This is a genomic window from Dyadobacter sp. CY261 (assembly GCF_021440085.1).
Classification (GTDB): domain Bacteria; phylum Bacteroidota; class Bacteroidia; order Cytophagales; family Spirosomataceae; genus Dyadobacter.
Map to the genome: position 1 here is coordinate 139,349 of NZ_JAKCPW010000014.1, position 21,023 is coordinate 160,371.

The 21,023-nt window shown below is 48.9% G+C and carries 18 protein-coding genes; 6 read left to right on the forward strand and 12 right to left on the reverse strand.

Translation table 11 applies throughout. From position 1 onward, the window contains the following. Positions 1-6: 6 nt before the first annotated feature. From LZD49_RS29400 to LZD49_RS29410, 3 genes are all read left to right on the forward strand, one after another. Positions 7-1,884, forward strand: coding sequence for a RagB/SusD family nutrient uptake outer membrane protein (locus tag LZD49_RS29400; protein ID WP_234671535.1), 1,878 nt, complete (start codon positions 7-9; stop codon positions 1,882-1,884). Positions 1,885-1,974: 90 nt separating this feature from the next. Next, positions 1,975-5,361, forward strand: a complete 3,387-nt coding sequence (locus tag LZD49_RS29405; protein ID WP_234671572.1) for a VCBS repeat-containing protein — start codon at positions 1,975-1,977, stop codon at positions 5,359-5,361. 13 nt (positions 5,362-5,374) lie between these two features. Then, the gene (locus tag LZD49_RS29410) at positions 5,375-6,679 is read left to right on the forward strand and encodes a vanadium-dependent haloperoxidase (protein WP_234671574.1); all 1,305 of its coding nucleotides are present in this window, start codon (positions 5,375-5,377) and stop codon (positions 6,677-6,679) included. Here the strand turns inward: LZD49_RS29410 and LZD49_RS29415 are convergent. From LZD49_RS29415 to LZD49_RS29425, 3 genes are all read right to left on the reverse strand, one after another. Next, a complete protein-coding gene (locus tag LZD49_RS29415; RefSeq protein WP_234671536.1) occupies positions 6,668-7,426 on the reverse strand; it encodes a patatin-like phospholipase family protein in 759 nt (252 codons plus the stop codon). The genes LZD49_RS29410 and LZD49_RS29415 overlap by 12 nt on opposite strands. A 3-nt stretch (positions 7,427-7,429) precedes the next feature. Beyond that, a complete protein-coding gene (locus tag LZD49_RS29420; RefSeq protein WP_234671537.1) occupies positions 7,430-7,669 on the reverse strand; it encodes a type II toxin-antitoxin system VapC family toxin in 240 nt (79 codons plus the stop codon). A gap of 290 nt (positions 7,670-7,959) precedes the next feature. Beyond that, positions 7,960-8,808: an MBL fold metallo-hydrolase gene (locus tag LZD49_RS29425; protein ID WP_234671538.1), complete on the reverse strand. Its 849-nt coding sequence runs from the start codon at positions 8,806-8,808 to the stop codon at positions 7,960-7,962. 110 nt (positions 8,809-8,918) lie between these two features. On the opposite strand from LZD49_RS29425, the gene LZD49_RS29430 reads away from it, so the two are divergent. Then, on the forward strand, positions 8,919-11,246 hold the full coding sequence (locus tag LZD49_RS29430; RefSeq protein WP_234671539.1) for a GH92 family glycosyl hydrolase: 2,328 nt from the start codon (positions 8,919-8,921) through the stop codon (positions 11,244-11,246). A gap of 124 nt (positions 11,247-11,370) precedes the next feature. After that, positions 11,371-12,519 carry an FAD-dependent oxidoreductase gene (locus LZD49_RS29435; RefSeq protein ID WP_234671540.1) on the forward strand — a complete coding sequence of 383 codons (1,149 nt, stop codon included), beginning with the start codon at positions 11,371-11,373 and terminating at the stop codon, positions 12,517-12,519. Positions 12,520-12,538: 19 nt separating this feature from the next. On the opposite strand, the gene LZD49_RS29440 is transcribed toward LZD49_RS29435, so the two are convergent. After that, on the reverse strand, positions 12,539-12,721 hold the full coding sequence (locus LZD49_RS29440; protein WP_234671541.1) for a hypothetical protein: 183 nt from the start codon (positions 12,719-12,721) through the stop codon (positions 12,539-12,541). A 120-nt stretch (positions 12,722-12,841) separates the two neighbouring features. Here LZD49_RS29440 and LZD49_RS29445 point away from each other — a divergent pair, with 120 nt between their 5' ends. Continuing rightward, positions 12,842-13,861 (forward strand): low specificity L-threonine aldolase, encoded by a 1,020-nt coding sequence (locus LZD49_RS29445; RefSeq protein ID WP_234671542.1) that lies wholly within the window; start codon positions 12,842-12,844, stop codon positions 13,859-13,861. Here LZD49_RS29445 and LZD49_RS29450 read toward each other — a convergent pair. The 8 genes from LZD49_RS29450 to LZD49_RS29485 form a co-directional block, all read right to left on the reverse strand. Continuing rightward, positions 13,858-14,259: a DUF1398 domain-containing protein gene (locus LZD49_RS29450; RefSeq protein WP_234671544.1), complete on the reverse strand. Its 402-nt coding sequence runs from the start codon at positions 14,257-14,259 to the stop codon at positions 13,858-13,860. The two genes, LZD49_RS29445 and LZD49_RS29450, sit on opposite strands and share 4 nt — an antisense overlap. A gap of 153 nt (positions 14,260-14,412) precedes the next feature. Further along, positions 14,413-14,826: a hypothetical protein gene (locus tag LZD49_RS29455; RefSeq protein ID WP_234671545.1), complete on the reverse strand. Its 414-nt coding sequence runs from the start codon at positions 14,824-14,826 to the stop codon at positions 14,413-14,415. 188 nt (positions 14,827-15,014) lie between these two features. Beyond that, positions 15,015-15,971 carry a DUF4249 domain-containing protein gene (locus LZD49_RS29460; protein ID WP_234671547.1) on the reverse strand — a complete coding sequence of 319 codons (957 nt, stop codon included), beginning with the start codon at positions 15,969-15,971 and terminating at the stop codon, positions 15,015-15,017. 10 nt (positions 15,972-15,981) lie between these two features. Next, on the reverse strand, positions 15,982-18,402 hold the full coding sequence (locus LZD49_RS29465; protein WP_234671549.1) for a TonB-dependent receptor: 2,421 nt from the start codon (positions 18,400-18,402) through the stop codon (positions 15,982-15,984). A gap of 168 nt (positions 18,403-18,570) precedes the next feature. Continuing rightward, the gene (locus tag LZD49_RS29470; protein ID WP_234671552.1) at positions 18,571-19,410 is read right to left on the reverse strand and encodes an SMP-30/gluconolactonase/LRE family protein; all 840 of its coding nucleotides are present in this window, start codon (positions 19,408-19,410) and stop codon (positions 18,571-18,573) included. A gap of 292 nt (positions 19,411-19,702) precedes the next feature. After that, positions 19,703-20,203 (reverse strand): SRPBCC family protein, encoded by a 501-nt coding sequence (locus LZD49_RS29475; protein WP_234671554.1) that lies wholly within the window; start codon positions 20,201-20,203, stop codon positions 19,703-19,705. Beyond that, on the reverse strand, positions 20,187-20,519 hold the full coding sequence (locus LZD49_RS29480; protein ID WP_234671556.1) for a helix-turn-helix transcriptional regulator: 333 nt from the start codon (positions 20,517-20,519) through the stop codon (positions 20,187-20,189). The genes LZD49_RS29475 and LZD49_RS29480 overlap by 17 nt, the downstream gene beginning before the upstream one ends. A 161-nt stretch (positions 20,520-20,680) precedes the next feature. Further along, entirely contained in the window at positions 20,681-21,022 is a 342-nt protein-coding gene (locus LZD49_RS29485) for a low molecular weight protein tyrosine phosphatase family protein (protein WP_234671558.1), read from the reverse strand. Position 21,023: the final 1 nt, after the last annotated feature.

Consider the following 21,023-nt stretch of genomic DNA (forward strand, 5'->3'; position numbering starts at 1 on the left):
AGAAATATGAAATTGAAATATAAAATTTTGTTGGTTGCTGCACTGATGGCGGGAGGTTTGTCATCGTGCGACACTGATTTCCTTGACGTAACACCTCCTACTGAAATCCCAACCGAGGAAGTCTGGAAGGACGGCGCATTGGCGGAAGGTTTTGTTACGGGTATTTATGCCGGTTTGCAGCAGGGCGGTTTCAGCGAGCAAATGCTTGCATCGCTTACAGATGAAGCCGTATTTACCCATACCGGCCGGAACATCAACACTGTAAACGAAGGCAGTTTAAGCCCATCCAACCTCGGTTGGGTGGATGCTACCTATGGTTGGAGCCAGATGTATCAGTACATCCGTGCTTCCAACATCGCTCTTGCTAACCTGGGGACGTCGTCTATGACCGACGACGCACTGAAGGCCCGATTGAAAGGGGAGTCTTACTTCATGCGTGCTTACTACTATCAGCAGCTGGTACGCTATTATGGTGCCGTGCCTATCATCAAGAAAGTATTTGCATTGAACGAAGACTACTCCGTTCCACGCAATACGTTCGATGAATGTATCAAGCAGATCATAAGCGACGCCGACAGTGCTGCACTTTTGCTGGATGGGAAAACATTGGCAAAAGGCCGGGCAACAAAAGCAGCTGCATTGGCATTGAAATCACGTGTATTACTTTACGCAGCCAGCGATCTGTACGATGTCCCTACTGCCAAAGCAAAATCGGCAGTGCTCGCTGCTTTCACGAACCCTGAATTCCTGGGTTATCCTTCCGGCGACCGCAAGGCGCGCTGGCAGGCTGCACAAGCTGCTGCGAAGGTTGCATTGGATGCAAGCGGTGGTGGCTATAAGCTAAATCTGACAGCTCCTGCTACGGCGGAGCAAGGTAAGATCAACTACATTTCTATGGCAATGGCCGGAGCCAGCGCTGACAAAACCTTAGACGCTTCCGCTGCCAGCGAGATTATCTTCGGCCGTTTCTTTACAGCCAGCCAAAATGAAGGTGCCCGTCAGACCGGTTTGAACAATGGGCCTAACGGCTATCACAACTGGGCAGGTAACACGCCGATCGGAACGCTGGTAGATGATTACCAAATGATGGACGGAACAGCGTTCTCATGGACCAACCCTACTCACAAAGCGAGCCCTTACGTAAACCGCGACCCACGTTTATACGCAACCATCATGTATGACGGTGCAACGTGGAAACCACGTCCTTCGGATGCAAAAGACCCTGCCAACCAGATACAGACCGGAGCTTATGATTTGCTGGATGACAAGGGAGCGTTAATCAACCGCAAAGGGCTGGATACCCGCAGCAGCAGCATCGAAGACTGGAACGGAAGCCGCACGGGTTACTACATGCGCAAGTTCATCGATCCAAACCCTTCATTGTACGATAACACCGACCGTCAGAATATTCCATGGCCGTTTATTCGTACTACGGAGCTTGTTTTCAACTATATCGAAGCGAGCATCGAAGTGGGCGACGAGGCCATTGCATTGGAATGGTTGAACAAAATCCGTTTCCGTGCAGGGATGCCCGCAGTGAAAGCGTCAGGAGCGGCTCTGAGAGATGCTTACCGACACGAAAAACGGATTGAAATGGCTTACGAAGAGCAACGCTACCACGATGCCCGCCGCTGGATGATTGCGCAAACAACGTTGGGCCGTCCGTTGCAGTATATTAACGTAATCGGTAAGTTCAAACCCGGTAAGTCGATGAAGGAACCATATCACTATGACACTTCTGTGTACGACTACACTTATACGCCGGTAGAGGAGAAATCCCACGAAAACCGCACATGGGTCGACAAGATGTACTTCCGTCCGTTCAGCCGCGATGAGATGAACCGTAATGCAAAACTGGTTCAAAACCCAGGGTACGATAAATAGTTATATTTTATTGACTAATTTTACTGAAACTATGCCTTGGCTTACAAGGCATAGTTTCTTTTTTATCTCCTTTAACTCTTCGTTTCTGTGATGAAGCAAATATGGCCCTGGAAAGCAGGCAGCATGATTCTGATCGCTGGACTGGTTCTTTCCGGTTGTGACAAATCCCCTGATTCCAAAGAAGAAAAGAAAGGCTCCGATGGGCCGCCCCTCTTCACCCTCCTGACGCTTGAGCAAACCAAAGTCGATTTTACCAATACATTGACCGAAGGTTTGAACACCAACGTGCTGATGTACGAATACTTTTACAACGGCGGCGGTGTCGCGGTAGGAGATTTGAGTGGCGACGGGCTGGACGATATTTATTTTACCGGCAACATGGTGCCCAACAAATTGTACCTGAACAAAGGTAAAATGCTGTTCGAGGACGTAACAGCCATTGCACAGGTAGGCGGTCGCGAACGTCCGTGGAAAACCGGGGTAACGATGGCCGATGTGAATGGGGATGGCAAACTGGATATTTATGTGTGCTATTCGGGTGCTGTATCACCTGAAAGCCTGAAAGACCAGCTGTTTATTAATAAAGGCAACAATGCCCAGGGCGTACCGCAGTTTGAAGAAGTAGCCGAACAATATGGCCTGGGAACCCCCAGCAACAGCACACAGGCCGCATTTTTCGATTTCGATAAGGACGGGGACCTCGATATGTTCCTGCTCAACCATAACCCCAAAGCGCTTCCTATCCTTGATGAGGCCAGCACGGCAGATATTCTCAAAAAGGAAGACCCGATAACAGGCGTCAGACTGTTTCGCAACGATCCACAAAACGGTACACCACATTTTACAGACATTACCCAAAAAGCAGGTATCCACAGCTCGCAGCTAACCTATGGCCTCGGCATTGGCATTGCCGACATTAACCAGGACGGCTGGCAGGATATGTATATTTCCAACGATTACTCCGTTCCCGACTTTTTATATATCAATAATGGCAACGGCACATTCACGGATGCGCTCGACGCCAGTATCGGCCACACGTCCCACTCTTCAATGGGCAACGACATTGCCGATTTCAACAACGACGGCCTGCCCGACATTTTTACCCTGGACATGCTTCCTGAGGACAACCGCCGCCAGAAACTGCTGACGGGTCTCGACAATTACGAATTGTTTGATTTCAATGTCAAAATGGGCTTTCATCATCAGTACATGCGCAATATGCTGCAATTGAACGAAGGTCTTGGCAAAGGAACGAAAAAGCCGGTTTTCTCTGAAATAGGGCAGCTTTCCGGCGTTTCCAACACCGACTGGAGCTGGGCTTCGCTTTTTGCGGATTATGATAACGACGGCTGGAAAGACCTTTTTATTACGAACGGAAACCTCCGAGATTTTACGAACATGGATTTTGTGAAATTTATGGGAGACCATTTGAAGCGTATAGAGGGCCAGGTGAAACGCGAAGACGTCCTGCAACTGGTATATCAAATGCCTTCTTCCAACATGAAGAACTATCTTTTTCAAAATAAAAAAGACCTGACTTTCGCAAACGTAGCGGATAGCTGGGGCCTGGGCGAGATTTCCAATAGTGGCGGCGCAGCTTATGCCGATCTTGACAATGACGGCGATCTCGACCTCGTCGTGAACAATATCAACAAACCGGCATTCATTTATCAGAACGACGGTGATAAGCATTTGAAAAACGATTATCTGAAAGTAAAACTTACCGGTGCGGGCCGAAATACGCTGGGACTTGGCGCTAAGGTGATCATTTACCAAAAAGGGCAGCAGCAATACCTGGAACAAATGCCGACGCGCGGCTATCAATCAAGCGTGTCGCCGATTTTGCATTTTGGTTTGGGTAAATCCGGCGCGGTCGATTCGCTGGTGGTAACCTGGCTGAGTGGCAAGCAGGAAAAGATTGTTAATCCCAAAGTGAATACCACATTGGCGCTTTCGGAGGCGAATGCGAAATCCAATGCCAAGGCTGAAAAATCGGTTGCGCCGCTGTTTACGACCGTCGCGTCTCCTATTGCATTCAAAAGTCCGGCTGTGAAACTGAATGATTTCAAACGTCAGCCAATGCTCATTAACCCTATTTCTTTTTCAAATCCGTGCATGAGAAAAGGCGATGTGAACGGAGATGGATTGGAGGACGTATTTATCGGCGGGACATCCGGTGAGGCGGCTAAGCTGTACATTCAGCAGAAGGGGGGCACATTTACTTCGAGGCCTGTATCCGCATTTGAAGCAGATAAGAAAAGTGAAGACACCGATGCATTGTTCTTCGATGCGAACGGTGATGGTGCACAGGATATTTTTGTTGCCAGCGGTGGCTACGCTAGCTTTTTGCCGGAAGATCCACTGCTGCAAAGTCGGTTGTATCTCAATGATGGCAAAGGCAGCTTCACCAAAAGCGCAGCCGCATTACCCGCTATGCTCACAAGTACGAGCTGTGTAAGGACCGCCGATATCAACGGCGACGGTAAGCCCGATCTTTTCGTGGGCGGCCGTGTGATTCCGGGCAGATATCCCGAAACTCCACGCAGCTATATTCTGATCAATGACGGCAAAGGGAAATTCACTGACCAGACAGCCGCTATTTCAAAGGGACTGGAACGCATTGGCCTCGTTACCGACGCTGCCTGGGCAGACCTGAACGGCGATAAAAAGGCAGATCTCATTGTAGTAGGCGAATGGATGCCGGTGACGGTTTTGATCAACAACAATGGCAAGCTCGAAAACAAAACCACCGAGTATTTCGATAAACCTTATAAGGGCTGGTGGAACAAAATCCTCGTCGAGGACCTGAATGGCGACGGGAAAGATGACCTCGTGATCGGTAATATGGGGACTAATACCCAATGTAAAGCAAGCGACACCGAACCGGTTGAAATGATCTATAAGGATTTTGACGACAATGGGTCTATCGATCCGATTATGAGCTTTTACATTCAGGGCAAAAGTTATCCATATGTAACCCGCGACGAAATGCTGGACCAGATGAGCATTATGCGGACGCGGTTTCAGGATTACAAGAGCTATGCGGATTTGACAGTAAAAGAAATTTTTACCAAAGAAGAACTCGAAGGCGCACAAGAGCTGAAAGCCACTTACCTGAAAACCGTCTATTTCGAAAGTAGCGCAAATGGTAAGTTTGCTGAGAAGGTGCTGCCGCTACAAGTGCAGGTCTCACCCGTTTACACCATCACTTCATTGGATTATAATGGCGACGGCAAAAAAGACCTGCTGCTTTGCGGTAATGTGAGCAAAGCCAGGCTTCGTTTTGGGAAATACGATGCGAATTACGGAATACTACTAAAAGGCGATGGCAAGGGTCAGTTTCAATATGTGCATCAGGATCAGTCGGGTTTTGGCTTGAAGGGTGATGTAAGAAGCGTGTTGCCGCTGGGCAATAAATTGTTATTCGGGATTAATCAACAGGAAATTAAAGCGTATCAAATTGGTAAAGTTCAGTAACCTTCTCTTTGGAATGCTGCTGGCTGTGAGCTTCGCGGCCTGCAAAAAAAATGAATCAAAAAAGGAGATCGCTCCGTCGGTGATCGGCCAGATTACGTCACAGATGACCGATGTAATGGTTCATGACGTCACCAACCCGCCGCTGGGTGCACGTTTCTACTCTTACGCCTGCCTGGCCGGATACGAAGTAGTGGCTTTGAACGACAAGCAATACGCCAGCATGCATGGTGTATTGAATGATTTTCCCGCAATCGAAAAACCCAAGATTGAGGAGTATTCCTACCAGCTGGCGGCGGCATTGGCGATGCTGGAAACGGCTAAGAAAATGCAGCCATCCGGCGCGACGCTCCTCAAAAAGTACCAGCAAAGCCTTGTCGATTCTTGTAAAAAAATTGGTTTCAATGAAGAGGTCATTGCTGGCTCGCAGGAGTATGCATTGGCAATCAGCAAGCAGATCTTGAAGTATGCCAAAGCGGACCGCTACAACAAGATCAGCAACTTTCCGCGCTACGAACCGCACGGTGGGCCAGGCACCTGGTACCCGACGCCTCCGGGCTATTTCCCGCCGGTAGAGCCGTATTTCAAAACCGTAAGGCCATTTACGCTCGACTCGTCATCGCAATTCAAACCGGCACCACCCATTGCGTTTTCGGAATCGAAAAGTTCAGAGTTTTACAAATTGATGAAGCTCAATTACGACGATACCAAAAAGGAGGAACACCGTGTGATCGCCGCATTCTGGGATTGTAATCCATTTGCATTGGAAAATAAAGGGCATTTGCTGGTTGGAATGAAGAAAATCTCCCCGGGCGCGCACTGGATGGGTATTACCGATATTGCCTGTCTGAAAGCAAAGACCAATTTTTCAAAAACAATGCTGATCAACACCTCGGTGGCGATTGGTTTAATGGATGGTTTTATGGCTTGCTGGGATGAAAAGTACCGGAGTAATAGGATCCGTCCCGAAACGGCTATTCGCAAGTACATCGACCCATCCTGGAAGCCGTTTCTTCAAACTCCCCCTTTCCCGGAATACCTGAGTGGGCATTCGGTGATTTCCACCGCCGCGGCAGTGATCCTGACGCATTACTTCGGCGATAATTTCGCTTATTCCGACACGGTAGAAGAGCGTTTCAATTTGAAAGCGCGTCCGTTCAAATCTTTCATACATGCCTCGCAGGAATCGGGCCTGTCGCGGTTTTACGGCGGTATCCACTTTATGGATGCTATTGAGAATGGTCAGAAACAAGGACAGCAGGTGGGCGAATGGGTGATCACGACGCTGGGCAACAAGGCTGTCGTTTCGTCACGAAAGTAGGGTATTGGGCTCGTTCAGGAGTGCTTTGGTAAATGCATATCCGGTTTGAAACAACTGATCTGCTTTCCTGAAATCGAAAATACTGAAACGGCTTAATGCAGGTGGCTCGATGAGCAGGTCACATTGAGCGCCTCTCGCCTTGGTTTTCGTGTGCATGGCCAGGATAAGACTTCGATAAACGATTTCCGTCGTACGTTTCAAAGGCTTGTCGAGATTGAAAGGGTTGCAATGGCTTCCGATCAGGTAATCTGCTTTGTCGAGTACCGGTTCGACGGGCAGATTGTTTAAAACCCCACCATCAACCAGCTCGTGACCATTGTAATGCATCGGACTGAAAAGCCCCGGAATGCAGCAGGAAGCCAGCACCGGCAACGCAAGTTCGCCGCTTCGAAACCGGATTTCCTCGCCCGAGACAATGTCGGTAGCAGTGACGATGAGGGGCGTTCGGAGGGATTCGAATGTATTTTCAGGGATGAATTTGCGGAAAACGTCTTCCATCTTCCGCATATGCAAAAGCCCATTGGCCCCAATGCCGAACCGCAGATAAGGATAAAAACTGGTGTCGCGGATGATTTTCAAAACCTCCGTCGGCTCATAGCCATGTCCCAGCAAGGCTCCCACGAACGCGCCCGAGCTCGTCCCACTGATCACATCCGGTCGCACGCCGCGTTCCCACAACGCCTGCGCTACGCCCACATGTGCAATCCCGCGAGCACCCCCGCCGGAGAGGATAAGGGCTGTTTTCATTTGCTAAACCAGAAGTTCGAGTGTTTCAATTCTTTCAAAATGCTTGATATTTAATGTGGCAAGCGGTAAGCCATGATGCACCGCTGTTGCAGCGATAAAGACATCTGCCATGCCGATCAGTTTGCCTCGCTTTTTAAGAACTATACCAATGGCGACGGCTACGCGTGCTATTCCTTGTCGGAGGACAGAACGTACGTCCTGACTAGAAATTCCTCCCAATATGCTAAAAACCTCCCTTGCCAATTTTAGTAGTCGGGAATTTGCCTTGTCGGATTTGCGGAAAAGTCGATGAGAATAGATGTGTCAGCTAGCGCTAGATTGTTCGCCATTGGTCAATTGCCTTTCTGGTTTCTTCAATCGTTGTGATTTGATTTTCAGAGAACGTAGGGGCTGACAGCAAGAATTCTTCGAGTGAGTTGTCGACAGAGCTTGCTTCAAGGCGATCCAGTTCAAGCCTCTTACCTGGGCCGTCAGTTGATCGAATTGTATGTCTTTTGGAGTGTGCATAAATCAAATATAATGAATACTACCACTTACTCAACCAGAAAGCCCTTCAACGTCCCGCGTTCCTTCACCCTGATTCCCTTCTCAGTCTGTTCAACCAGCGCCGCTTCGTAAACCGGATCGTGCTCAAAAAACAGGATGCATTGCTCCGTGACGGCCTGTTCGAGCATGCGTTGTTTTTCCTCCATTGTTTGCAGCGGACGCATATCGTAGCTCATGACCCAGGGAATAGGGACGTGGTACGACGAGGGAACGAGATCCGCACAATAGATAATCTTCTGATTTTTGTATTGGATGACCGGCAGCATCATTTGCTCGGTGTGGCCGTCAACATGGATGAGGCTGATGCCCAGGAACGGGGATTGGCCATTTTCTACAAACTGTAATTGCCCTGATTCCTGTAATGGAAGTATGTTTTCCCTCAAAAAAGAGGCTTTCTCACGCGGATTCGGATGCGTGGCCCATTGCCAATGCGCTTCATTGGACCAGTAAACCGCATTCGGAAATGTGGGGTTGAGGCGGGAGCCGTCGCGGCTGAACTGCACAGCGCCGCCTACGTGGTCGAAATGCAGGTGGGTAAGTAGCACATCGGTAATGTCATTCGCACTAAAACCTTTGGCCTCGATGGATGATAGCAGGGTAGCGTCACCATGCAGGTCATAATGGCCGAAAAACTTGTCGTCCTGTTTGTTTCCCATTCCCGTGTCGACTAATATCAGTTTTTCGTTGTCTTCGATCAGCAGGCATCGCATGGCCCAGGAGCAGAGGTTTTTTTCATCGGCCGGGTTTTGCTTGTTCCAAAGCACTTTGGGCACCACGCCGAACATGGCACCGCCATCGAGTTTGAAAAAACCGGTATCGATGATGTGGATTTTCATAGGGTTTTTAGGATTTAAATCGTCTTGTTCACAGGAGTATCAACATTCTATCGACCTAACATACCATTATTTTTTCGATCTTCCGCCCTGAATTCTTAACAAGCCTAACCATGCGCGTATCACTCCTCTCGGCCAGTTTACTGTGTCTGACAACGTTTTTTGCTGATAATCAATCCTGTGCGCAGAAAATGCCTCTCGATTATGTCGCAACAATGATTGGAACGGCGCCATCCGCAACCGAGAGTGCAAAAGCGCATAGCGAGGCCGGCAGTGAACTGAAAGGGCAGACAATTCCGGCCGTAGGCGTTCCGAATGGAATGACCCAATGGACGCCGCAGACACGGGCGACAGAGACCAAATGCATTGCACCATTTTATTACAACGATAACAAATTCCAAGGCTTCCGCGGCACGCATTGGCTCAATGGCTCGTGCGTGCAGGATTACGGGTCGGTGACGGTCATGCCGATGTCGGGAGAGCTTATTACCGACGCTGAAAAGAGAGCCAGCGTTTTCAGCCACGAAAAAGAACAAAGCACGCCGGATCACTATGGCGTATGGTTACAGGACCATCAGATCAATGCGGAAGTGGCGGCGTTGGCGCGAACGGCAATCATGCGCTTCAAATTCGAAAGCGGTGAAGAGTCATTTATCGTCGTCGAACCGAATAGCGATGAGGGGGAAGGTTTCATAGAGGTGCTGCGCGAGCGGGGTGAGATTGTTGGTTACAATCCGGTACATCGCATTTACCAGGGTTCGGGGCAGCCGGCGGGTATCAGCGGATATTTTGTGTTGAAGTTTGATACAAAATTCACACAGTCGGGAACGTGGCTGGCGGATACCATCACCCCGATGGGCAGAATGCTCACGGGCAAAGGAAAACGCGAGAAGCTGGGGGCTTATGTAGGTTTTGGGGATGAAAAACAAACCATTATTGTCCACATCGGAACCTCATTTACCAGCATCGAGGGCGCTCGCGCGAATCTCGAAAGGGAAATGGGTACAAAAACTATTGAGGCTGTCAGAAAACTGTCGCAAAGTGCCTGGAATGAGGCATTAGGCAAAGTGCAGGTAAAAGGTAGTGAGGATGACAAGTCGCTTTTTTACAGTGCATTATACCGCACAAAGTTATCGCCCAGACTATTTTCGGACGTCGACGGCAGCTACCCGTCGTTTGCAGGCGGTACACCACTTCAAAAGGCTGAGGGTTTCGATTATTATTGCGATTTCAGCATGTGGGATACCTTCCGGGCCGCCATGCCGCTGGAAATCCTGCTCGAACCGCAACGGGCAGGAGATATGGTACAATCCCTCGTGAAAAAGGCCGAGCAAGGCGGCTGGATGCCGATTTTTCCGTGCTGGAACCATTACACAGCTGCGATGGTCGGTGATCACGCGCTATCGGTTATCGCGGATGCTTATGCAAAGAAGGTCCGGAATTTCGATGTGAACAGCGCATATAACTACCTCCGAAAAAATGCATTTGAAGTAAACACCAACTGGAAAAGCTACGAAGCAGGGCAGGGGCGCAGGGCATTGAAATCCTATTTGCAATATGGCTACGTGCCGCTGGAAGATAGCGTCTGGCAGGCATTTCACAAGCGCGAGCAGGTTTCGCGCACGCTCGAATATGCCTATGATGATTTCTGCCTTTCAACATTAGCGATCGGTCTGGGCAAAGCTGAGGACGCCAGCCAGCTAAGCAATCGGGCACTCAATTATCGGAACGTCATCGACCCATCCACCGGCTATGCGCGGGGACGGTATGCGGATGGCCGCTGGATCACCGGTTTCGACCCATTCGCCAAGCGGGTAAGTTTCATTACCGAAGGTTCACCAGCGCAGTACACATGGTTTGTCCCGCAGGATATTGCAGGGTTACAAAACATCATGGGCGGCAAAAGTCATTTTATCGATAAGCTGGATACATTATTTAATCAAGGCCATTACTGGCATGGAAACGAGCCCAATCACCAGATAGCTTACCTCTACGCTTTCGCCGGGCAACCATGGAAGACGCAGCAGTGGACGCGGACTATCATCCGCAGTGAATACGATACGAGTGTGGGCGGTTTGAGTGGCAATGAGGACGGTGGGCAAATGTCGGCCTGGCTCGCATTCAGTATGATGGGTTTTTACCCCGTGGCCCCTGGTACCGACGAATATGTGCTGGGAAGTCCGGTATTTGGCGAAATGTCGGTGATGACGGGTAAGAATAAAAAATTCACAGTTTCAGCCCTGGGCGTTTCCGATAATGCGCGCTACATTCAATCGGCTACTTTAAACGGAAAACCTTTTACCCGTACATTCATCACCCATGCGGAGCTTTTGAAGGGTGGCACGCTCGTGCTTCAAATGGGGGATAAGCCCAATAAGGAATGGGGCACTCAGAGTGCGGACATGCCTTTTTCTCTTTCTCAACAGAAAGTGTTCAAGTAGCAATGGCATAAATTGGATTTTAAGAAAGAATATTTTGGTATTTTTCTAACTAGCGATATAAAATTTGCAAACGTAGCGGTTGGTTCTTAATTTCCACAATCCCATTACTATTCACTCCAACCCAATGAATCGCAGAGATTTTTTTGAAAAAGCCGTTCCGGCCAGCTTCGCATTAGGCGCCGTTGCTACTTCTTGTGCGCCCAAAACTGAAATGAAGTATCCCGACAAGCATTATCATATCAGTCGCGGTTACCACCATATTCCCAAACTGCGGCTCTCGATGGACCGCATTGTGAAGGAAACGGTAGGCTTACGGCCGTTCCGGGCGTCGGGACCGCGCCTGGATGTGGAGAAACTTGGTAATAAGACGATCGTCCACAACTATGGTCACGGCGGTAGCGGCTGGTCGCTTTCGTGGGGTACGGGTAATATTGCCCGGAAAAATGTGCTGGCAACCGGAGAGAAGAAAGTGGCAGTACTGGGTTGCGGAACGGTGGGTATCGCCACTTCGCGGTTGCTGCAGGAAAGTGGTTGTGAAGTAACAATCTACACGAAAGATGTCCCTCCCAATATCACGAGCAACCTGGCGACTGGCACATGGTCTCCGGCTTCGAGGGTTTGTGATAAAAAAATAGCTAAGCCGGAGTTTCAGGCAATATGGGAAGATGCGACCCGCTTTTCGTTCCGCAGGTTCCAGTTTCTGTTAGGTATGAATGACATTGCCTGCTGGGCGGAAGAATATGGTGTTTTTAAAGAGGCACCAGTATATACTCCCGGAGCAGGTGGCGAAGATTTCGAAATACATGGTCTATTGCCTGAACGCGTGCGCCTCGAAAAAAAGGAGCACCCATTCAAAGCCGATCATGTGACGCGGCGTACGAATATCATGTTCAACATCCCGACCTACTTGCGGCACCAGTTGCAGGATTTCACAATGTTCGGAGGGAAAGTCAAAATCCAGGAGATCAAAAAGCTTGACGATATCGACGCATTGCCGGAAAAGGTGATCGTGAACTGCATGGGGCTGGGGGCGAAGCCGGTATTCAATGACGAAGAGCTAACGCCTGTTTCCGGGCAGCTTTCTTGTCTGATTCCCCAGGGAGATGTGAATTACAAATTGTACACACAAGGCGCCAATTTTATCGCACGAAAGGATGGCATTTACATCGGGAGCAATGGTATCGTCGGTAACTGGGATACCACACCAAGCAAAGAGCAGACAGAGAAGACAGTCGGGATATTAATGAAGCTAATGGAAGAAATGAGGGGATAATACAAATTTGAACCTTAGGCTACTCTTCTTTAAGCAGATAACGCCGACGGATTTCGTTAATCAGGAATTTTTTGTGCCCGGTAAAACTTTCGGGATGCATCGTCTCGAAAAGCCCGCTCCATTCCTGGAAGCGCAAAAGATCGCCCTTTTTGAAAGCTTCCGAATCTATTTTTTTTGCTTTCAGATATTCTTCGAATTCCATTTTCCCTGATTTTGCGTGCAATATAGCCGTTTAAAGTAATGAATGCCTGCTGCGGAAATCAGCTTTAACAACTAATTTCGCGCAAAATCACGGAGAATTTAAAATCGACACATCTTTCAAATGAAAATTGATTTGCGCAGCGACACCGTCACCAAGCCCACAAGGGAAATGCAGGATGCCATGTGGGCGGCGGAAGTGGGCGACGATGTTTTGGGCGACGACCCGACAGTGAATGCATTGCAGGAAAAGGCGGCAAGGCTTTTCGGAATGGAGGATGCGCTTTTTTGTCCGTCGGGCACCATGACAAACCAGCTGGCAATCCGCGTGCATACGCGACCCGGAAGCGACGTCATCTGCGACAAACATTCCCATATTTATCTTTACGAAGGTGGAGGCATCATGCTGAACTCCTTTTCATCGGTAAAGCTTCTCGACGGCGATCGCGGAAGGCTCTCTGCGCAACAGGTCGCAGAGGCGATCAGTCCCGAAAATGATGTTCATTCGACGCTTACCAGGCTGGTTTCCCTCGAAAATACGATGAACAAGGGCGGAGGGTGTTATTATGATTTTAATGAAATTGAGGCAATTCGCGCAGTCTGTACCGAGCGAAATATTCCGCTCCATCTTGATGGTGCGCGGCTTTTCAATGCGTTGGTTGAAACCGGTGAAACGCCGGCACAGTACGGACGAGTTTTCGATAGCATTAGCATTTGCCTGTCCAAAGGCCTGGGCTGCCCGGTCGGTTCATTGCTAATCGGCACGCGAGAAGTGATCCGTGATGCCCGGCGTTTCCGGAAAGTAATGGGCGGAGGCTGGCGGCAGGCTGGTTTCCTGGCGGCCGCAGGCATTTACGCGCTGGACAGTCATGTCGACCGCCTGAAAGAGGACCATAGCCGTGCGAGGGCTATCGGTGAGATGTTTGCAACCAGGGCCGAGGTGGCGGAAATTTTTCCGGTGGACACCAATATCGTAATCATCAGATTGACAGATGGTATTTCCGAAAAGGCATATGTAAACAGGCTGGCCGACGCCGGTATCCTTGCGGTAACTTTCGGGAAGGGCCTTGTAAGGTTTGTAACGCACCTGGATTTTACGGACGACCACCTCGAGACCATGCGCGACCGACTTAAAAGTCTCTAAATTTCCGGGATCGCTTCCTCATATTCATATTCGGAATTGGGCCCCTGATAAATCACTTTCATGCCCGCTAAATCGGCGACATACGTGTGAATACCTGCGTCCCCGATTTCGCGCAAAAAGGTAGGATAGTCGGTAAGTCCATCCTGATTGCGTTTAATTGCCGCTTTTACCTCATCGAGTTTGAATGCCTCCGCACATTCGAACTCGGGCAGATCAGCCGGGACAATGAGCTTGTCGCCATTAACGGACGTATAGGTACGTTTGTGGTTTCTGACCTTTACTTCATAATTGTCGACCCCAATGGCTTTCAGGTTCCTCACAAAATGCGGATAAGGCTGGCCGGCAGACCGTTGCTCGGCTGATTGGATGAGTTCGTCAGTCAGTTCGATCATTTCCATGGTCATTCACTTTAATTGTCCTTTTGATTAATTAAAATACCCGTGCCAAGTGCCTCAGGGCATATTTTTTCAATTTAATGATAAAGCCGACGACAAAAAAATGTTGCCCTGCCGATAGACAAAGCAACATGCGTCGCAGGTTAATTCTGCTTACTAATGCGCCATATCGTCGTCTTCCGGGTGATGGACAATGAGTGAACTACGTGTATCGAGCTTTCTGATCATTTCATTTGACATAGCATCGGCGTACACACCGTAACTGCTTACCAGCGTTCCTTTTAATCCGTCCTTTGATTCGATCGCATACAAAATCGACATGTCCGACGGGTTCGTCATTCCCTCAAAACGGTATACGTGAACGATATCAAAGTCCTCGGGGGACAATGTCAGGCAAATCCCGTCGTCTTTATGTACTTCCAGGGAATGAGCCGTCAGGTTAAAATCGTAGGTATAGCCCTGCTCCTGTAAATCTTCAAGTGTTTCGATGAGCGTATCGGGCTCAGTCATGTTTTTGTTGTCAGGATGCGGTTTCTTAACCTTACCCTGATCTGTTCCTTGCAAGTCCATAGTATTTATTTTAAGATTGATGATCTGGTTCGCTAAACTGACAGTAATTTTTCTTCTGACGGGAAAAAAGCATGCCTTGAAGCAGGAGCGATCTTAGGAATGAAATGGCAAGCAGGTGATGTACATTTTGAGGTGCTTTGACCTCAATTTGCCAGATTTTGTAGAACAAAAATAGGATATATATAAGATTATTTGGGACGATATATGACCTGTCCGGAATTGTATGATGCAAAGCAGCCCAGGCCGCCATCAATATTAGTGTAGATCAAAGAAGGCTCGATAAACGGATTATCCGAATCGCCGCGCGTTTGCAGCGAACGGTGGTATTTAAAATAATGCTCATCGGCATTATAAATCTCCATGGTGACCGAAACGATCTTGCTTTTGGGATAAATGTAAAAGGAATTCCCGTTTCCAAAGTCATAGGACGTCCCAACTGGGAGGTTCACCCGGCCGATTGGCGAGTTAAAGCTGGCTCCGTCCAGGTTGACGTCGTTACGAAAATCATTTCTGCCGATCGTATCGTCCCAGTTGAAGTTAAAACGGTTCCTGATCCTTTTTTCCTTAAAATTTTCTGGTGTGGTGCCGTCGGGCACGCTGTATTCAAGGTCAATTGACGCACGTACGCGGTAGTAGTTGGTTTCCTGGGCGATGTCGTACCAAGTCATTTTTACAGTTAATGACGTATCCCGGTTCGTAATCGGGCCTGAGTAGGAACTGTCGATTTCGTAGGTTGCAGCCCGTATTTCATTAGCTGGTACGGTGCAGGTTGCTTTTACCGATCGGACGCCGTCGGTTACCGAAAGGGAATAAGTTTTACCTGCTGAAATCGTAAACAGCGACTTGTCGATCGAGTAAAGCTGGCTGGCGGTATCAAAAGGTACCACTACCTCCTTTGCGCCATCGGATAGCTTCACGATGGCATTCCGGATCACGCCCCCTTTCAGGTAGTCAGGTTCTGCAAAAAGGGGAATGGATTCTGTCACGACTACATTCGTGCGCGTGGATTGCGGGGAAATGAAGCATTGCACTACGAGCTTCGAGTCCACCTGTGGAAGTTTGGATTGATCGATATCAGTAACAAGCGACTCGCATGCTGCCAGGACCAATGTCAGGAAAAGTAGAATGAGTTGTCTGGAAAACATGGTTGCCGTTTTAAAACTTGAAATTATAGCTGAAATAGGGAAGGACCGGAAACAGCGAGTAGCGTTTCAATTTGTACGTCGCGACGGGTGTGGCCGGAGTTACGTTAGGCATTATGACAATGTCTTCTTCGATGTTGTAAAAAAACGGATTCCGCCGATTGTAAGCATTGTAGACGCCAAATTCCCAGGTCCGCTCGTGTCGTTTTTTCTTCTTGCGAAACTGTACGGCGATATCCATCCGGTGGAAAGGCTCGGCGCGATAACTGTTTTTTTGGCCGTATTCGCTCACCCTGGGGCCAAACCAGCTGACCACCGGCTTACCGTCCCCGTTTGGCCGCGTCGTAAAATTATCCGTTGCCGCGCGATAGCTTGACACCGGCAGCGTTAATGCATTGCCCGTACCGTACACCCAGGTTGCCGATAGTGTGACCCTTTTGCCCAGCTCATAGATGCCCACCACAGAGAGATCATGCCGACGGTCATAGCGGGGGAAGAATGTTTTTCCGAAGTTGAGTTCGGGGAATTTCCAATAGGTCCACGACAATGTATAACCAACCCAGCCAGAGAACCGGCCAGTTTTCTTTTGTACCAGAAACTCACCGCCATAGGACCAGCCTTTGCCCGATGTTACATTATCTTCCCAGCTTAGCTCGTTCGCATTCTCTCCATTGATACTCAGGAATGAAGAGCCCTCTTTGTAATTCAGGATATTGCTCATCTTTTTGTAGTAGCCTTCCAGCGTAATGGTGAGCGCCGGGCGATCGAGATCTTTGGCAAAACCCACCGCTAACTGTTCGGATTGCTGGGGCGCGACGCGTGCAGTGGTAGGAACCCAAAGATCGGTTGGAAGCCCAAGGCCGGTATTCGATAGCAAATGCACATATTGGTTCATCCGCGCGTAGGAAGCCTTGAATGAAAGGTTCTCCGCCAGTCGCAATGCAGCCGCAAGCCGCGGTTCTGGTCGTACATAAGTTTTGACGTCCGTCTGGAAAGTACTCATCCGGATCCCCGCATTGATCTTCAAAGCATCCAGCGCCTGCCAGGTGTCTTCGATGTACAGCCCGGTTTCGAGTGAGTAAACCGGCTTGACGGACCGCTCAATGGGATTATCGATAAAGGTGCCTGCAATGGCCAATGCCGAGGGTACAAACTTGTGAAAAGTAGCCTGGCCTCCAAACCGGACGGAGTGTTTGGAAGACGGATAAAAGTCAAAGTCCGTTTTTACGCCCAGGTCGCGGATGCGTGAATCGTATTCGAGGCTGAACTCATCATCGAGGGAGCCGTCGCTATTCAATTCCTTTGAGTAACTGGATACCCCGAATTTGAAATTACTGAAAATGAAGGATGTGTTGACAAACAGTTTCTGGTTCAAAACGTGGTTCCAGCGGATGGTGGCCGTTGCATTGCCCCACTCGAGACCAGCGCGGGTCTCCGAGGTGCTGCTTTTTTCATTAGCGTGGAACTTGTCCCGACCAAAATAGCCGCTGATGTAGAGCTTGTCCTTGGAGCCAAGGTCATAGTTCATCTTGGCATTGAGGTCGTAAAAGTAATAGCCGGGTTTCACCTGGCTGTCTTCTCCTCTCTGTTGCCGGGCAATCAACGGGGCGGCCAGAACATCGATATATGTGCGTCTTCCCGAGATGAGAAAGGATGATTTACCTTTGGAAATAGGGCCTTCGAGGGTCAGCCGAGAGGAAATGAGGCCAATGCCGCCTTCGCCATGCAGCTTATCCTTGCTGCCTTCTTTCATATTCATTTCCAACACTGAGGAAAGCCGGCCGCCATAGCGAGCCGGAAATCCGCCTTTGGTTAGTTCCACACTTCGGAGTGCGTCGGAATTGAAAATGGAGAAGAAGCCGAAAAGGTGGTTTGCATTATACACCACTGCGTCGTCGAGCACTATGAGATTCTGATCGGGCCCGCCGCCGCGTACGTATAAGCCGGTTTGCCCTTCGGTCCCTTTCTGGACGCCGGGCATGAGTTGCAGGATTCGCAAAACATCCTTTTCACCAAAGAATGCAGGGATTTTTTTCAATTGCTGGATCGGTATCTCCACTTTGCTCATTTGCACCGTCCGGCTCACATAATCCTCCTGTTTACGTGCCGATACAACCACTTCTTCCAATTGTGTAATGGTAGGAAGAAAGATATTAAGTTCCATGTCGCGCCGTAGCGTCACCCGTCGCTCCTGTTTTTCATAACCTACAAATGAAAATGAAACCGTAGCAGAATCGGTCGCGGGTACTGTAAGAGAATAGAACCCGTATGTGTTGGTAACTGCGCCATAGGGTGTGTTGTTTATATATACGTTGACACCCGGAAGTTGCTCCTGGCTGCCTTGCTCCCTCACAAAACCACTGATCGTAACGCGATCCTGGGCAAAAGAGATGATGTGGAAAAGGAAAAGAAAAGCCGTAAAGGTCAGACGCATAGGTTGAGCCGTAGTTAGTTTGAGTAACGAGTCGGTGGGTTATCTAGTATGGAAGTATTGTATTTGACCATGACGATATATACTTGGAATCCGTTGCACAGGATTAAAAAAGAATGGCGGAATTTCCCGGATTACCAGGAAACCCCGCCATTGCAGCGTATAGTCAGATTACTTTACGCCTTTAACCCTCATTTTCAGTCCATACACCGCCGTTTCTGCTGTGATGAATAGTAAATCCCGGTCTTTTCCGCCAAAGCATACATTGGCCGTCCAGCCCTTATGGACCGGGAAATGCGCAATTTGGGCACCTGTTTTGTCAAAAACTGTAACGCCATCACCTGTAATGTAAAGGTTACCCTGGTCGTCAAGTATCATTCCATCGGAACCTTTGGATACGAAAAGCTGGCGGTTGGTCAATGTTCCGTCGTTCTGAATATCGTACACGTAGGTTTTATTGTCACCAATGTCGGCCACGTAGAGTCTTTTGCCGTCCGAAGTACCGATGATCCCGTTTGGCTTTTTCAGCTTTTCATCCACGCGGGTCAGTTTTTTGCCGTCCGGACTAAGGTAATAAACATGCTGGCCGTCCTGTTGCATTTCCGGGTCACGTTTCCAGTAATCCCGTTTATACAGCGGGTCGGTAAGATAGATACCACCCTTCGGATCAATCCAGAGATCGTTGGGGCCATTGAGCAACTTGCCCTCATAATCTTTCACCAGCACAGTCGGATTACCTTTTTGATCGAAAGACCAAACCTGGTTTTCCTCGTCCGAACAGGCTACCAGATTGCCTTTTTTATCAAAATACATCCCGTTTGCCCGGCCCGATTTGTCGGAAAATGTGCTGAACGCGCCCGTTTCGGCATCCCAGCGAATGATTTTATTATTGGGTTGGTCGGAGAAAAACACATTACCGCTTTTATCGGCGACGGGGCCCTCAGTGAACTTATACCCTTCGCCCAGCTTCTCGACCTGCGCCCCCGGCGCTACAATTGACTTAGAATCCATGATTTGTGCGGATAGTAAAACAGGAGAAAACAATGCGGCAAGACACGCCAGAACCGGAATAGTGATCTTTGATTTTTGCATAATAAAACCGAGCCCGGAAGCTTTTTGACCGGGTCTGTGTATTAAAGTGTGGATGATAGTTTGCTTTACTGTTTGATGCCCTAAAATAGATATAGAATGGATAGGGAGATTGCTAAGTCACAACAAAGTCAAACTTTTTGCCAAGGCCGATTTCAGGAAGACGATATAATGTCGATAGCTGAATATCAGACTGGCCATTTTCTATCCGCTCTTAAACCACTACCTTCTCCAACAACTCATCCAGTCGAGCATAGGAATCAACGACGCCGCGTTCCATTCCCGATTGCACCATGCCGTCGCGGTCGGCAACTGATTGGAATACAGACTGAACTGTGAGGCGGGTTTTACCGTCGGGTAGTTCTTCGAAACGGGATGTTTCCAGTATCACGTGACCCTTTTCAGGAAGTCCTTCGAATTCGAATGTCTGAATAATCCTCTCGGGAGCTGTGTGTTCGTGGCACACTCCATGGAATGCAAATTCCATCCCATTGGCCGGAATGGTGTTGATGAAGCGATAAGAGCCACCAGCGTACGGCTGGAATTTCTCGTAATGCACCGTCATTTCGTTTGGTCCGGCCGCCCATTGTACGAGCAAGTCCTCTTCGCTGAATGCGCGGAACACGATCTCGCGCGGTGCGTCGAACTCGCGGATAATGAAGAGTTCCTGTTTTCCCTGTTCGACTATGATTTTGGTTTCATTTTTGGTTGCCATGATTTTCGTTTTTTAAAATGTTGATAATGTTGTCCAGTCTATCAAACCGGTCTTCCCACATCTTACGGAACGGCTCGATCCAATCGGCCACTTCCGCCAGCTTTTTTGGCTGCACCGTGTAATAGCGTTCCCGCCCTTGTGGATTGATGGTAAGCAACCCACATTCCAGGAGGATCTGAATATGCTTCGAAATAGCCTGACGGCTTACATCGAAAGATTCAGCCACAGCATTGGGCGTCATCGGGCTTTTCGCGATCAGGCCAATGATATCCCGTCGCGTCGGGTCTGCAATGGCCTGAAAAACGTCTCTTCTCATTTTCTTCTGATTTATTGCGCAATCGATCGATTGCAAATATATGTGCAATTAATCGGTTGCGCAATAGTTGCTGAGAAATTTTTCAGATGGTTTAAGCGGCTTGAATAAATCTTGCCTGTAATTTGTAGAATCGTCGGGAATGAGAACCGTAAATTCAGTACTTAGTCGTCGAAAAATGCCTCATGTAAGGCATTTATTTTGGAAGCCAGAATTTCGACCAGTTCTTTGTCCATAAACTCATACTCATCCGGAATATCAAGTACTTCGATAGGAGGCAGCTCCAAATGGTTGTACAATTCCCTGATCTTGGCCTTGTGATCACTCTCCATTACCAAAGCAACATCAGCCCAATTGAGGTCGCCCTCAGAAATCTTTCGATTACTCTGAGGGCTTAATCCGGCTGAACGAATATTAAAGCGGTCGTCGTTCTTGAAAATGTATTCGGCTGTACGGCTACGGCGTTTGTTTTTACCGCAGACGACCAGCAGATTGGGACGGGGCATA

Bases quoted from the DNA above. Each gene is read 5' to 3' on its own strand.
- LZD49_RS29445 (WP_234671542.1), top strand. From the start codon at position 12,842: ATGAAAATTGATTTGCGCAGCGACACCGTCACCAAGCCCACAAGGGAA.
- LZD49_RS29470 (WP_234671552.1), bottom strand. From the start codon at position 19,410: ATGGATTCTAAGTCAATTGTAGCGCCGGGGGCGCAGGTCGAGAAGCTG.
- LZD49_RS29410 (WP_234671574.1), top strand. From the start codon at position 5,375: ATGCTGCTGGCTGTGAGCTTCGCGGCCTGCAAAAAAAATGAATCAAAA.
- LZD49_RS29485 (WP_234671558.1), bottom strand. From the start codon at position 21,022: ATGCCCCGTCCCAATCTGCTGGTCGTCTGCGGTAAAAACAAACGCCGT.
- LZD49_RS29475 (WP_234671554.1), bottom strand. From the start codon at position 20,203: ATGGCAACCAAAAATGAAACCAAAATCATAGTCGAACAGGGAAAACAG.
- LZD49_RS29450 (WP_234671544.1), bottom strand. From the start codon at position 14,259: ATGGAAATGATCGAACTGACTGACGAACTCATCCAATCAGCCGAGCAA.
- LZD49_RS29465 (WP_234671549.1), bottom strand. From the start codon at position 18,402: ATGCGTCTGACCTTTACGGCTTTTCTTTTCCTTTTCCACATCATCTCT.
- LZD49_RS29440 (WP_234671541.1), bottom strand. From the start codon at position 12,721: ATGGAATTCGAAGAATATCTGAAAGCAAAAAAAATAGATTCGGAAGCT.
- LZD49_RS29425 (WP_234671538.1), bottom strand. From the start codon at position 8,808: ATGAAAATCCACATCATCGATACCGGTTTTTTCAAACTCGATGGCGGT.
- LZD49_RS29430 (WP_234671539.1), top strand. From the start codon at position 8,919: ATGCGCGTATCACTCCTCTCGGCCAGTTTACTGTGTCTGACAACGTTT.
- LZD49_RS29455 (WP_234671545.1), bottom strand. From the start codon at position 14,826: ATGGACTTGCAAGGAACAGATCAGGGTAAGGTTAAGAAACCGCATCCT.
- LZD49_RS29460 (WP_234671547.1), bottom strand. From the start codon at position 15,971: ATGTTTTCCAGACAACTCATTCTACTTTTCCTGACATTGGTCCTGGCA.
- LZD49_RS29400 (WP_234671535.1), top strand. From the start codon at position 7: ATGAAATTGAAATATAAAATTTTGTTGGTTGCTGCACTGATGGCGGGA.
- LZD49_RS29415 (WP_234671536.1), bottom strand. From the start codon at position 7,426: ATGAAAACAGCCCTTATCCTCTCCGGCGGGGGTGCTCGCGGGATTGCA.
- LZD49_RS29435 (WP_234671540.1), top strand. From the start codon at position 11,371: ATGAATCGCAGAGATTTTTTTGAAAAAGCCGTTCCGGCCAGCTTCGCA.
- LZD49_RS29405 (WP_234671572.1), top strand. From the start codon at position 1,975: ATGAAGCAAATATGGCCCTGGAAAGCAGGCAGCATGATTCTGATCGCT.
- LZD49_RS29480 (WP_234671556.1), bottom strand. From the start codon at position 20,519: ATGAGAAGAGACGTTTTTCAGGCCATTGCAGACCCGACGCGACGGGAT.